Source organism: Rhizobium sp. Root1204 (assembly GCF_001424965.1).
Lineage (GTDB): Bacteria > Pseudomonadota > Alphaproteobacteria > Rhizobiales > Rhizobiaceae > Pararhizobium.
Map to the genome: position 1 here is coordinate 73368 of NZ_LMCZ01000004.1, position 12874 is coordinate 86241.

The 12874-nt window shown below is 59.1% G+C and carries 14 protein-coding genes and 3 tRNA genes; 3 read left to right on the forward strand and 14 right to left on the reverse strand.

Features of this window, described 5'->3' with window-relative positions:
• Positions 1-107: 107 nt before the first annotated feature.
• The 11 genes from nuoI to ASC96_RS05955 all read right to left on the reverse strand — a co-directional run bounded on the left by nuoI (position 108) and on the right by ASC96_RS05955 (position 10113).
• On the reverse strand, positions 108-599 hold the full coding sequence (gene nuoI, locus ASC96_RS05905; RefSeq protein WP_037107770.1) for an NADH-quinone oxidoreductase subunit NuoI: 492 nt from the start codon (positions 597-599) through the stop codon (positions 108-110).
• A gap of 64 nt (positions 600-663) precedes the next feature.
• Positions 664-1707, reverse strand: coding sequence for an NADH-quinone oxidoreductase subunit NuoH (gene nuoH, locus ASC96_RS05910; protein WP_060502129.1), 1044 nt, complete (start codon positions 1705-1707; stop codon positions 664-666).
• Positions 1708-1728: 21 nt separating this feature from the next.
• Positions 1729-3810, reverse strand: coding sequence for an NADH-quinone oxidoreductase subunit NuoG (nuoG, locus tag ASC96_RS05915; protein WP_060502130.1), 2082 nt, complete (start codon positions 3808-3810; stop codon positions 1729-1731).
• A gap of 107 nt (positions 3811-3917) precedes the next feature.
• Positions 3918-4511, reverse strand: a complete 594-nt coding sequence (locus ASC96_RS05920) for a hypothetical protein (RefSeq protein WP_156393938.1) — start codon at positions 4509-4511, stop codon at positions 3918-3920.
• A gap of 98 nt (positions 4512-4609) precedes the next feature.
• Positions 4610-5914, reverse strand: a complete 1305-nt coding sequence (nuoF, locus tag ASC96_RS05925) for an NADH-quinone oxidoreductase subunit NuoF (RefSeq protein WP_060502132.1) — start codon at positions 5912-5914, stop codon at positions 4610-4612.
• A gap of 12 nt (positions 5915-5926) precedes the next feature.
• Positions 5927-7030, reverse strand: a complete 1104-nt coding sequence (locus tag ASC96_RS05930; RefSeq protein WP_060502133.1) for an NADH-quinone oxidoreductase subunit E — start codon at positions 7028-7030, stop codon at positions 5927-5929.
• A gap of 15 nt (positions 7031-7045) precedes the next feature.
• Positions 7046-7300 carry a hypothetical protein gene (locus tag ASC96_RS05935; RefSeq protein ID WP_112834607.1) on the reverse strand — a complete coding sequence of 85 codons (255 nt, stop codon included), beginning with the start codon at positions 7298-7300 and terminating at the stop codon, positions 7046-7048.
• Between the two features lie 8 nt (positions 7301-7308).
• Positions 7309-8499 carry an NADH-quinone oxidoreductase subunit D gene (locus ASC96_RS05940; RefSeq protein WP_037107744.1) on the reverse strand — a complete coding sequence of 397 codons (1191 nt, stop codon included), beginning with the start codon at positions 8497-8499 and terminating at the stop codon, positions 7309-7311.
• Positions 8500-8555: 56 nt separating this feature from the next.
• Complete coding sequence (locus tag ASC96_RS05945; protein WP_060502135.1) at positions 8556-9161, reverse strand: NADH-quinone oxidoreductase subunit C; 606 nt, start codon at positions 9159-9161, stop codon at positions 8556-8558.
• A gap of 17 nt (positions 9162-9178) precedes the next feature.
• Complete coding sequence (locus ASC96_RS05950) at positions 9179-9757, reverse strand: NADH-quinone oxidoreductase subunit B (RefSeq protein WP_037107732.1); 579 nt, start codon at positions 9755-9757, stop codon at positions 9179-9181.
• Complete coding sequence (locus ASC96_RS05955; protein WP_037107729.1) at positions 9748-10113, reverse strand: NADH-quinone oxidoreductase subunit A; 366 nt, start codon at positions 10111-10113, stop codon at positions 9748-9750. The genes ASC96_RS05950 and ASC96_RS05955 overlap by 10 nt, the downstream gene beginning before the upstream one ends.
• A gap of 546 nt (positions 10114-10659) precedes the next feature.
• Here ASC96_RS05955 and ASC96_RS05960 point away from each other — a divergent pair.
• The gene (locus tag ASC96_RS05960; RefSeq protein ID WP_060502136.1) at positions 10660-10923 is read left to right on the forward strand and encodes a DUF982 domain-containing protein; all 264 of its coding nucleotides are present in this window, start codon (positions 10660-10662) and stop codon (positions 10921-10923) included.
• A gap of 261 nt (positions 10924-11184) precedes the next feature.
• On the opposite strand, the gene ASC96_RS05965 is transcribed toward ASC96_RS05960, so the two are convergent.
• Positions 11185-11261 (reverse strand) — tRNA-Asp (locus ASC96_RS05965).
• Between the two features lie 51 nt (positions 11262-11312).
• Positions 11313-11389 (reverse strand) — tRNA-Asp (locus ASC96_RS05970).
• A gap of 407 nt (positions 11390-11796) precedes the next feature.
• On the opposite strand from ASC96_RS05970, the gene ASC96_RS05975 reads away from it, so the two are divergent.
• A tRNA-Val gene (locus ASC96_RS05975) sits at positions 11797-11872 on the forward strand.
• A gap of 193 nt (positions 11873-12065) precedes the next feature.
• On the forward strand, positions 12066-12323 hold the full coding sequence (locus ASC96_RS05980) for a lipoprotein (RefSeq protein ID WP_060502137.1): 258 nt from the start codon (positions 12066-12068) through the stop codon (positions 12321-12323).
• Positions 12324-12385: 62 nt separating this feature from the next.
• Here ASC96_RS05980 and ASC96_RS05985 read toward each other — a convergent pair whose 3' ends face one another.
• Positions 12386-12760 carry a hypothetical protein gene (locus ASC96_RS05985; RefSeq protein ID WP_060502138.1) on the reverse strand — a complete coding sequence of 125 codons (375 nt, stop codon included), beginning with the start codon at positions 12758-12760 and terminating at the stop codon, positions 12386-12388.
• Positions 12761-12874: the final 114 nt, after the last annotated feature.

A 12874-nucleotide genomic window follows, 5' to 3' on the forward strand; every position in this document is an offset into this window, starting at 1 on the left:
ATGGCAACCAGGCCATCCTTCCCACTGGCGCACCGGTTCATGCCGGCCACGCCCAAGATCAGTGTAACGCCAGCCTCAACCGGCTGGCGCAGTCCCTATGCAAAGTCTCAGCGGTACGGCGAGTCTATTGCAATGTTGCGGGCGATTTCACGCTCCCAACGGTCGCCGTTGGAAAGCAGCCGGTCCTTGTCATAGTAAAGCTCTTCGCGCGTCTCGGTGGCGAACTCGAAGTTCGGGCCTTCGACGATCGCGTCGACTGGACAGGCTTCCTGGCAGAAACCGCAATAGATGCACTTCACCATGTCGATGTCGTAACGGACCGTGCGGCGCGTGCCATCGTTGCGGCGCGGGCCAGCCTCGATGGTGATCGCCTGGGCAGGACAGATCGCTTCGCACAGCTTGCAGGCGATGCAGCGTTCTTCGCCGTTCGGATAACGGCGCAGCGCATGTTCACCACGGAAGCGCGGGCTGACCGGGCCTTTTTCAAACGGATAGTTCAGCGTCGACTTCGGTGCGAAGAAATAGCGCATCGACAGGAAAAACGCGTTGACGAATTCCTTGAGGAACAGCGAACTGACGGCTTGCGACAAACTTGCCATCATCAACCTCCAAACGTGCCGGCCTGGGAGGCGCCGGCTGATTTTGCGAAACGGTGAGTAAACATCAGGCCCACACCACCAGTTTCAGCACAACTGCAACAATGAAGACCATGGCGAGTGACAGTGGAAGGAAGACCTTCCAGCCGAGACGCATCAGCTGGTCGTAGCGATAACGCGGCACGAAGGCTTTCACCATGGCGAACATGAAGAACACCATCGAGGACTTCAGGATGAACCAGACGATGCCCGGAACCCAGTTGAGGAACCATACATCGACCGGAGGCAGCCAGCCGCCGAGGAAAAGGATCGTCGTCAGCGCGCACATCAGGCAGATGGCGGCATATTCGCCGAGCATGAACATCATGTACGGGGTCGAGCCGTATTCGACCATGAAGCCGGCAACCAGTTCCGATTCCGCTTCGACCAGATCGAAGGGAGGACGGTTGGTTTCAGCGAGCGCCGAGATGAAGAAGATGATGAACATCGGGAACAGCGGCAGCCAGTACCAATCCAGGAAGGATCCCGGCAGACCCATCATCGTGCCCAGACCATCACGCTGTGAATCAACGATATCCGTCAGGTTCAGCGAACCGGCGCACAAAAGAACGGTAACGATGACGAAGCCGATCGAGACTTCGTAGGACACCATCTGGGCGGCCGAGCGCAGCGCCGAAAGGAACGGATACTTGGAGTTCGATGCCCAGCCGCCGATGATGACGCCGTAAACCTCAAGCGAGGAAATGGCGAAAACATAGAGGATGCCGACATTGATATTGGCCATCACCCAGTTGTCATTCAGCGGAATGACCGCCCAGGCAGCGAGCGCCAGGGTCACGGAAACCAGCGGCGCCAGCAGGAACAGGATTTTGTTCGAGCCGGCCGGGATGACCGGCTCCTTGAAGACGAACTTCAAAAGATCGGCGAAGGACTGGAAAAGTCCCCACGGGCCTACCACATTCGGTCCACGGCGCATCTGCACCGCCGCCCAGATCTTGCGGTCAGCCAAAAGGATGTAGGCGATAAAGACCAGAAGCGCGACCAGAAGCAGCAGCGACTGGCCGATCATGATGGCCGTTGGCCAGACATAGGTCGAAATGAAAGCGTCCATTTTCGTCTTATTCCTTCGCGCTCATTCCGCCGCAGCTTTGAAGTTGTTGCGTGCCAAAGCCGAGCATTCGGCCATGACGGCGGAAGCTCGTGCTATTGGGTTCGTCAAATAGAAGTCTTTGACCGGAGACGCAAACACCGATTTGCCCATCTCACCGGCTTTTTGTGCAAGTGCGGCAATTTCACCGCTTGCACCCGTCTCGATCATGTCGATCGCAGCGAAATGCGGGTGCGCCGCATAGAGTTTCCCGCGCAATTCGCCAAGCGAATCAAACGGAAGCTTCTTGCCGAGCACGTCGGACAGCGCCCGAATGATCGCCCAGTCTTCGCGGGCGTCGCCCGGTGCGAAACCGGCGCGGTTGCCCATCTGAACGCGGCCTTCGGTGTTGACCCAGAGGCCGGACTTTTCGGTATAGGTCGCACCCGGCAGGATGACGTCGGCGCCATGAGCACCTTCGTCGCCATGCGAGCCGATATAGACGGTGAAGCCTGCGGTCTTGCCGGAGAAATCCATTTCGTCGGCGCCAAGCAGGAACAGAACGTCCGTGCCATCAAGCATCTCGGCGGCGCTCTTGCCCCCCTCACCCGGCACGAAGCCGAGATCGAGACCACCGACGCGCGAGGCGGCGGTGTGCAGAACGGCAAAACCGTTCCAGTCTGCAGTGACGGCGCCAACGGCGCCTGCGAGCTTGGCGGCTGCGGCCAGAACCGAAGCCCCATTACCGCCGGAGATAGCGCCCTGACCGATGATGATCATCGGACGCTCTGCCTTCTTCAGCACGCTCAGGAACTTGCCCTTGCCGCTCACCAGTTCGGCCAGCGATTCCGTGCCCGCGCCGAGATACTCATAGGAGTAACGCAGCTCGGCCGGCTCGCCGATCACGCCGATCGGGAAATTGGCCATCCGGAACCGCTTGCGGATACGGGCATTGAGAACCGAGGCTTCAAAGCGTGGGTTCGATCCGATGATCAGGAGCGCGTCGGCGCTTTCGATGCCCTGGATCGTCGGGTTGAACAGGTAGCTTGCGCGGCCAAACGAAGGATCGAGCGCAGCACCATCCTGGCGGCAGTCAATATTCTCCGAACCGAGCGAGGTGATAAGCGCCTTCAGCGCATACATTTCTTCAACAGACGCCAGATCGCCGGCAATCGCGCCGATCTTGTCGCCGCTGGTCTTGGCAACCGCGCCCTTAATGGCGGCGAAGGCTTCGTTCCAGCTGGCGGGCTGCAGGCGGCCATCCTTCTTCACGTAAGGGCGGTCAAGACGCTGCGTCTTCAGGCCATCCCAGATGAAGCGGGTCTTGTCGGAAATCCACTCTTCGTTGATCTCTTCGTTGACACGCGGCATGACGCGCATGACTTCGCGGCCACGGGTATCGACGCGGATCGCGGAGCCGACAGCGTCCATGACGTCGATCGATTCGGTCTTGCCGAGTTCCCACGGGCGGGCGTTGAAGGCGTAGGGCTTGGAGGTCAGAGCGCCGACAGGGCAGAGATCAACGACGTTGCCCTGCAATTCGGACGTCATCGCCTGTTCCAGATAGGTGGTGATCTCGGCATCTTCGCCGCGGCCGATCAGGCCAAGCTCTGCAATGCCAGCGACTTCCGTGGTGAAGCGGACGCAGCGCGTGCAGTGAATGCAGCGGTTCATCACAGTCTTGACCAGCGGACCGATATACTTGTCTTCGACGGCGCGCTTGTTTTCGTTGTAGCGGGTCGAATCGACGCCGAAGGCCATAGCCTGGTCCTGCAGGTCGCATTCACCGCCCTGATCGCAGATCGGGCAATCGAGCGGATGGTTGATGAGCAGGAATTCCATCACGCCTTCGCGGGCCTTCTTGACCATCGGCGTGGTCGTGAAGACTTCCGGCGCTTCGCCATTCGGGCCGGGACGCAGGTCGCGCACGCCCATGGCGCAGGAGGCTGCCGGTTTCGGCGGCCCTCCCTTCACCTCGATCAGACACATGCGGCAGTTTCCGGCGACCGACAGCCGCTCGTGGAAACAGAAGCGCGGAACTTCAGCGCCCGCCTCTTCGCACGCCTGCAGCAGCGTGAAATGATCCGGGACCTCGATCTCTTTTCCGTCGACTTTCAGCTTTGCCATCTTAGTCTCAATCCTGTCTTTCGTTCACCAGCGTCAGCGGCGAACAGATATTATTAGGCACGCCAATCTTTGAGCTAAAACCACCGGTTTCCGCCCGAAACTCAATCTCAACCCTTTATCAGGGCCTTTGCCTGCGTGACCCAGCCGTCCCGCGCGATCCGGCCAGCAAAACCAAGCTGGTCGTCGATGCGCTGCACGTCCTTATCACTCCACAAAGCGACATCGGCATAACGCCGCACGCCCATTCCATTCAAAACCTGCTCCAGCTTCGGACCGATGCCGGAAATCCGCTTCAAGTCGTCCGTCTGCGTTTCGGCAACGCGGGCAACCGTCTGCCGCTTCGGCTTCTCGGCCTTGGCCGCAACAACCGCAACCGGCTCCGCAGCAACGGGCTTGGCCTTTACCGGCCGAGCCTTGCCCGGAGCCTTGGCAACCACCTTCGGCTTCACAACCGGCGCAGCCTTCACGGCAACCACCGGCGCTTCCGCTAGCTTGGCCACCTTTGCTACCGGCATTTCATCCGCCGCAACGCCGGTCTTCTGCGCCGTTTCGGCCAGCCCCTGCATCGCACCCAGCATGAAGCCGGCAATCTGGCTGGTCATACCGAAGCCGATCGCCGTTACCGCCGCCATTGCCGCCGCCGGGTGCTGCATCAGCGGATGCAGCTGCCCCATCGGCACGTTCTTCAGCCACTCAGCCATGCCAAATGGCTCGTTGCCAACCGGAGAGCCGGATGAGGTTGCGGCAGAACCTGTCTGCGTCCCCCTCCCCGTTTCGTTCCCCGGCCCGGCCATGCCGCTTACTCCGCTGCCGCCAGCACCGCGCCATGCGACGAGGCGTTGCGGGTGTATTCGTCGATGCGCGCTTCCATCTCGGGACGGAAGTTGCGGATCAGACCCTGGATCGGCCATGCGGCCGCATCGCCGAGCGCGCAGATGGTGTGACCTTCGACCTGCTTGGTCACGTCGAACAGCATGTCGATTTCACGCTTCTGGGCGCGGCCCTGAACCATGCGTTCCATGACGCGCATCATCCAGCCGGTACCTTCACGGCACGGCGTGCACTGGCCGCAGCTCTCATGCTTGTAGAAGGCAGCGAGACGCCAGATAGCCTTGATGATGTCGGTAGAGCGATCCATCACGATGATGGCGGCGGTCCCGAACGACGATTTCACATCGCGCATACCGTCGAAATCCATCGGCGCGTCGATGATGTCCTCGCCCTTGACCACCGGACAGGACGAGCCGCCCGGGATGACGCCGAGAAGATTGTCCCAGCCGCCACGGATACCGCCACAATGACGCTCGATCATTTCGCGGAACGGCGTGCCCATCGCGTCTTCGAACGTGCAAGGCTTGTTGACGTGGCCCGACACCATGAACAGCTTGGTGCCGACATTGTTCGGACGGCCGATCGCCGAGAACCACGACGCACCACGGCGCAGGATGGTCGGGGCAACGGCGATCGACTCGACGTTGTTGACCGTCGTCGGGCAGCCATAGAGGCCCATGTTGGCCGGGAACGGCGGCTTCAGGCGCGGCTGCCCCTTCTTGCCTTCGAGGCTTTCGAGCAGTGCCGTTTCCTCGCCGCAGATATAGGCGCCGGCGCCGTGATGGACGTAGATGTCCATGTCCCAGCCAAGCTTGTTGTTGATGCCGAGAAGACCGGCATCATAGCATTCGTCGATCGCCGCCTGCAGCGCTTCACGCTCGCGGATATATTCGCCGCGCACATAGATATAGGCGACATGCGCACCCATGGCGAAGCTCGCGATCACGCAGCCTTCGATCAGCGTATGCGGATCGTGGCGCATGATGTCACGGTCCTTGCAGGTACCGGGCTCGGATTCGTCGGCGTTGACGACGAGATAATGCGGGCGGCCGTCGCTTTCCTTCGGCATGAAGGACCACTTCAGGCCTGTCGGGAAGCCAGCACCACCACGGCCACGAAGGCCGGAAGCCTTCATCTCGTTGATGATCCAGTCACGTCCCTTTTCCAGGATCTGCTTGGTGCCATCCCAGTGGCCACGGCTCATGGCGCCCTTGAGCGATTTGTCATGAAGGCCGTAGATATTGGTAAAAATGCGATCTTTATCGTCGAGCATGGTTCACCTAACTTATCGCGGCTTCTTGCCGAAAACTTTGATGTATTCGGCTTCGCCGCCCTTGGCCAGCGCCTCGGCCTGCTTGACCCAATCGTCCCGTTCGATGCGGCCCTTAAAATTCAGATAGCCGTCCACCCATTCGCGTTCGGCCTTCTTCCAGCCCGCAACCTGCGTGAAGGTGAAGATGCCGAGTTCGTGGAGCGTACCTTCGATCTTCGGGCCAACGCCGGAGATCAGTTTCAGGTCATCCGGAGCATCCGGCTTGGCAATGCCTGCAGGACGATTCTTGTCCTCGAGCGACGGCTTTGCAGAAGCGCCGCCTTCAGCCTTGGTCTCGCCGGAAACCTTGTCATTCGCAGCGGATTCGGACTTTGCCGTCGCCGGCGTCTTCAATGCTGGATCGGTTTCCGGAGCATCCGTTTTCGGGCGGGCGGCGTTCGATGGCGGCACGCTGACGGCGGCGTCATCGCTGGCCTTCTTGGCGCGCGGCGCTGCCGGCTTCTTTTCCGGGGTGAGCAACGTGGTCAGTCCACCGACGGGAGCCGAGAAGATACGGTCGATCTGCGGGCCCGGCTTGACGTCGGCGCCCTTGCCTGCGTCGAAACGGTCGATGATGTATTCCAGCTGCGGAACCGTCAGGTCTTCATAGGTGTCCTTGAAGATCATCACCATCGGGGCGTTGACGCAGGTCCCCTGACATTCGACTTCTTCCCAGGACAGCGTGCCGGATTCGTTCGGCGTCAGCGGATTGGGGTGAATGCGCTTCTTGCACAGGCTGATCAGGTCTTCCGAGCCGCGCAGCATGCACGGCGTCGTTCCGCACACCTGGACGTGCGCGCGCGTGCCGACCGGCTTCAGCTGGAACTGGGTGTAGAAGGTCGCGACTTCAAGTACACGGATATAGGGCATGGTCAGCATGTCGGCGATGCTTTCGATCGCCGCCTTGGTGACCCAGCCATCCTGCTCCTGCGCCCGCATCAAAAGCGGAATGACCGCAGATTGCTCGCGGCCCTTCGGATATTTCTTGATCGTGGCCTTGGCCCAGACCGCGTTTTCCTTGCTGAACGCAAAGGCCGCTGGCTGGACGTTTTCTTCGGCTAGTCGACGAACGGACATTCTTCCCGCACCTTATCAGTTAATCGAACCGCACCGCGATGTCGTCAGGGTGACGAATTCGCAGGCATAGGCTGACTGGTCTTTTTGTAAAAATACGATGTAGCGCGTGCCGTTCGGCACTGCGGCCCTGATCTCGTAGCCCTGGCTCAGAAGCCTGCCCATGCCGCTACCCGACGAACCGCTCATCGCAGGTTCGCCGGACTTCGGCGCGGTTTCCTGCGCAAATGCAGGCGCCGCAGCAAGCATCGAGGCCAAAACTGTCAGGACCATCCTGCGCATCAACGATCAACCTCGCCGAACACGATATCGAGCGAGCCGAGAATGGCGGAAACGTCCGCCAGCTGGTGGCCGCGACAGATGTAATCCATGGCCTGAAGATGGGCGTAGCCCGGGGCGCGGATCTTGCAGCGATACGGCTTGTTGGTGCCGTCGGAGATCAGGTAGACGCCGAATTCGCCCTTCGGCGCTTCGACGGCCGCATAAACCTCGCCCTCCGGCACGTGATAGCCTTCGGTGTAGAGCTTGAAATGGTGGATCAACGCTTCCATCGACCGCTTCATCTCGCCACGCTTCGGCGGCACGATCTTGCCGTCAAGCGACGACACCGGTCCGACCTTGGCATCGCCCAGAAGACGGTTGACGCACTGGCGCATGATCTTGGCCGATTCGCGCATTTCGATCATGCGGATCAGGTAGCGGTCGAAGCAGTCGCCATTCTTGCCGATCGGAATGTCGAAATCCATGTCAGCGTAGCATTCATAGGGCTGCGACTTACGCAGGTCCCAAGCGGCGCCGGATCCACGAACCATAACGCCGGAAAAACCCCAGGCCCAGGCATCATCCAACGTCACGACGCCGATATCGACGTTGCGCTGCTTGAAGATGCGGTTGCCCGTCAGAAGTTCGTCGATATCGTCAACGGTCTTCAGGAACGGATCGATCCACTTGCCGATATCTTCGACCAGCTCGTGCGGCAGGTCCTGGTGGACGCCGCCCGGACGGAAATAGGCCGAGTGCATGCGTGCGCCGCAGGCACGCTCGTAAAACACCATCAGCTTTTCACGCTCTTCAAAGCCCCAGAGCGGCGGCGTCAACGCGCCGACGTCCATGGCCTGTGTCGTAACGTTCAAGAGATGCGACAGGATACGGCCGATTTCCGAGTAGAGAACACGGATCAGCTGGCCGCGGATCGGCACTTCCGTCGCCGTCAGCTTCTCGACCGCCAGCGCATAGGCGTGTTCCTGGTTCATCGGCGCGACATAGTCGAGCCGGTCGAAATAGGGCACAGCCTGCAGATAGGTCTTGGTCTCGATCAGCTTTTCGGTACCGCGATGCAGAAGACCGATATGCGGATCGACACGCTCGACGATTTCGCCGTCAAGCTCGAGAACAAGCCGCAAAACGCCGTGCGCCGCAGGGTGCTGTGGTCCGAAATTGATGTTAAAATTGCGGACGTTATGTTCGTTCATTGCCGCTTGCTCCAAGCCTGACAAGCCCGCATGTTCGCGAGCCCTCGGCCTTCATTTCACTTCGCGTTTGCTTTTTCATCGCCAGGCAGAACGTAATCCGTTCCCTCCCAGGGCGACATGAAATCGAAATTGCGGAATTCCTGCTTCAGTTCGACGGGCTCATAGACGACGCGCTTGACTTCATCATTATAACGAACCTCGACGAAACCGGTCGTCGGGAAGTCCTTGCGCAGCGGATAGCCTTCAAAACCGTAGTCGGTCAGGATACGGCGCAGGTCCGGATGGCCGGTAAAGAGGATGCCGTACATATCGTAGGCTTCCCGCTCGAACCAGTCAGCGCCGGGGTAAACGGCGCAGGCCGAGGGCACCGGCTGATCTTCTCCGGTCGCAACCTTGACGCGGATGCGCAGGTTCTGCTTCGGCGACAGCATGTGATAGACAACGTCGAACCGGTCCGGACGCTGCGGCCAATCGACGCCGCAAATATCCGTAAAGTTAACGAAGCCACAGCGGGCATCGTCACGCAGGAACGTCAGAAGCGCGATCAGGTTGTCGGCCGTGGATGTCAGCGTCAGTTCGCCATAGCTGATGACGGCATCCGAAATCAACGCACCGCGTGTTTCGCGAATGTAAGTAGCAAGTCCATTCAGGGCTTCACTCATGTTCAAGTCCCCTGCCCTTACCGTTCGATCGTGCCTGTGCGGCGGATCTTCTTCTGCAGCAGGAGCACACCATAAAGGAGCGCTTCTGCCGTGGGAGGACAGCCCGGCACATAAATATCGACCGGCACAACGCGGTCACAGCCGCGCACTACCGAATAGGAATAGTGATAGTACCCGCCACCGTTGGCGCAGGACCCCATCGAGATGACGTAACGCGGCTCAGGCATCTGGTCATAGACCTTGCGCAGAGCCGGAGCCATCTTGTTGGTCAGCGTACCGGCGACGATCATCACGTCAGACTGACGCGGTGAAGCGCGCGGTGCAAAGCCAAAGCGCTCCGCATCGTAACGCGGCATCGACATCTGCATCATTTCGACAGCGCAGCAGGCCAGACCGAAGGTCATCCACATCAGCGAGCCGGTCCGGGCCCAGTTGATCAGTTCGTCGGTCGACGTGACCAGAAAGCCCTTGTCGGCAAGCTCATTGTTGATCTCGCCGAAATACTTGTCGTTGCTACCGATCAGCTGGCCGGTTGAGGGATCCACGATCCCCTTCGGCTTTGGCGCAACGAGCGTCGTGCTGGATGTCAGTTCCATTCCAGCGCTCCCTTCTTCCATTCATAGATAAAGCCGATGGTCAGCACCCCGAGGAACGACATCATCGAGAAGAAGCCGAACCAGCCCATATCCTTGAACGATACCGCCCAGGGAAACAGGAACGCCACTTCAAGATCGAAGATGATGAAGAGAATCGACACGAGATAGAATCGGATATCGAATTTCATGCGGGCGTCATCGAAGGCATTAAAGCCGCATTCGTAGGCCGAAAGCTTTTCGTCGTCAGGCGCCTTGTAGGCGACGGCGAACGGCGCGATCAGCAGCGCCAGCCCGATAACCAGCGATATACCGATGAAAATCGCGATCGGAATGTAGGAGCCGAGAAGATCTGTCATTGTATCCGTCCCTGCCTGCGAGGCGCGCTGGAGAAGCGCAAAACAAAGGCTCACAGGCCGAAAAATATGTTGCAACGCCAAAGTGGTTAGCGCAGCCAGCGCCGCTGTGCAAGCCTTGAGAACGGTTTTCACCCCCTTGTGTCGCGGGAATGAAGACCGGCCAAAAGCTAGCATCTCCGGTGGGCAGGCGCAAATACCGGGGAATCGCGGCAGCCCTTTGCAAGACAGAGCGCCAAGCCCTTGCGCCGCAACGCCGGGGACATATGGTCGCGCTCGCTAAAATCGATTGAAATCAGAAGGCAGAAACCCCGGACGGGAGCAATGAAAGCGTACCTGGCGGACCAACGGGAGCTGCAACAAGACTGCATGGCCCCTATCCGCGTTTTGCATGGGTGGCGATGGAGCCCGCCCCACTTCCGCCCGAAAATCCACGGCTGACCGCGCAACACCGAAGGCTGTCTTTAGCGCATTTCGCAACCCTGAAGAACAAACACAACCTTCACGCAAGCTTGTATAGGCAACATCACCCTAATAGAGGGACGGCTCATGGACGATATTCCCTGGCATGAGAGTGTTTTATTCGAATTGAACGACCGTCAAGACGTGATCACCGTCTCCAGCTCGCTGGAAGCCGCAGACCTTCTGCTCAACAAGTGGCCGAAGAAGCGTGGACCCAGCTACAAGCTGGCGGTTATGACCTGCCTCGATTCGTTTCGAGGGAAACAACCGCCCGAACTTGTCCGGCAGGATCTGATCGCCGCGGCGATCGAAGCGCATATCTATGTGAAGCCGCGCTCTATCAACACCTGATCACGATGGCCCGTCATTAGCATAGCGGGAGGCCGGCCTGCCCGATAGGCATCCGCCGCAAATTTCGTCATTACCCGCAAAGGTGCAGCGGAAGATTTGCGTACCGTGAAGGAATCGTGGGCTGCCCCTTCCCCCGCCGTCATGCGGAAATGCGAGCTTCATGCGGCCGCCCGCGCATGTCAAAAGACGGCAAGAACCGACCGGGACCTGAGGTCCCGTCGGCTTTCAAATCACACTTGCATTTGAAATCTTAGCGGAAAATGGCGCGAGTGACGGGGCTCGAACCCGCGACCTCCGGCGTGACAGGCCGGCACTCTAACCAACTGAGCTACACCCGCGCATTATAGTACAAACCACCCGGACATAAGCAGAAACTGCTATTCTTGAAATGGCGCGAGTGACGGGGCTCGAACCCGCGACCTCCGGCGTGACAGGCCGGCACTCTAACCAACTGAGCTACACCCGCGCATTTCATTTCAAGTCGTCCAGATGCTTTTGCATCCGCTCGAAGCGGCTAGGCCGTTTCGATGAGCGGCTAACTACGAGGTTCGTCTTTGGGTGTCAAGCAGGTTTGGAGACAAAACAGTGACAGCCATCGAATTGTTTCCACAGGCTCGAAAAAGCGTCCTTCAAAATTTCACAGGAGCAACCAACGCACCTCCGTTTCGATCATAATTTGTCCCGCCGCCCTTCCCCTTTTTGTCTCCACAGTAGCAATGCCGGTTTTCCACATCCGATTTGTCAGGCGACAGCCAGCGATACCGGGACTTTGAAAAAAAAACGAAAAAATCTTCCAATCCGCTCTTGCGGTTTTCCGCCGATACGCATAGATCACGGCCACCGACGCGGCAGACACTGCTTCTGCTTCGCGAAGGGCGATTAGCTCAGTTGGTAGAGCGCCTCGTTTACACCGAGGATGTCGGGAGTTCGAGTCTCTCATCGCCCACCATTTTCTTTTCATCTAAATTTGACAGCATCCCTCCATCCGGGTGTTTTTGCGCGTTTCCTTAAACAGCAGCATCAGAGCCTCTTGCCATATGGCAGAGGCGTTGCCATCTGTGGCGAGCAAAATTAAGGAGCCTGCCCCTCCACGGACTGGACAGCCGGGACTGGGTATCGAGGCGTTAAGAGGGAAATATCACATGAGGAAAGCAATTCTGGCAGCGACGCTTGCTGCAGGCCTTACTGCCTGTAACGCCATGCCCGAAATAAGCCCTATCCCTGGCAGCATCACCTATGGCGGCCAGCCGGCAACCAAGTTGACCAAAGCCCCGGTCGGCAGCGTCCTTCATCACCAGCTGAACGACCAATATGGCAAGCGCGCCGAGGAAACCTACATCATCCAGCCTGACCGCTCTCTGAGGCTCGTGCGCAGGGAGCAAATCGTCGACCCCAACTAAATCCGCCCGCCTTCGCGGACGAATTTCACGGCCTGAAATCCAAGGCGCGACGCTGTCGCTGGCTAAACCTCTTCCTTTTTCCGGACCGGCGCCTTGCGCTTGGGTTCTTCCGGAGCGTCCGGCAAATAGGGCTTTTCGCCCTTCGGCGTCGGCGCCAGGAGGTTTTTCAGCGCCGACAGACGGTCCCTGAGCAAGGGCCGAAACCGCGTCGCGCGATAGGGCATGTCGGCGGCGCCATACCCTTCCGGCCCGTCGTCATTGCCCCGGTGGATTTCGGCCAGTTTCACACCGATGAATTCCCCATCGATGTAATGCTTGTAAGGCCCGACCCAGCGAATCGTATAGATTTGGCCTTTGCGGATGCCCTGATCGATCGAGACGTTCTTGAACTTGTCGTCGATGCAGACGACCTTTTGCCCAACATGAAAATTGTACATCGGCGGAACCCTTCAGCGGCAGTCTGCGGGCGCATGCTCCCGCGACGTAAACCTTCGTCTTCAGATAGCTGTGTTCTCCCGCCTATTGCAACGCGGAAACGGCAAGAATCGTCG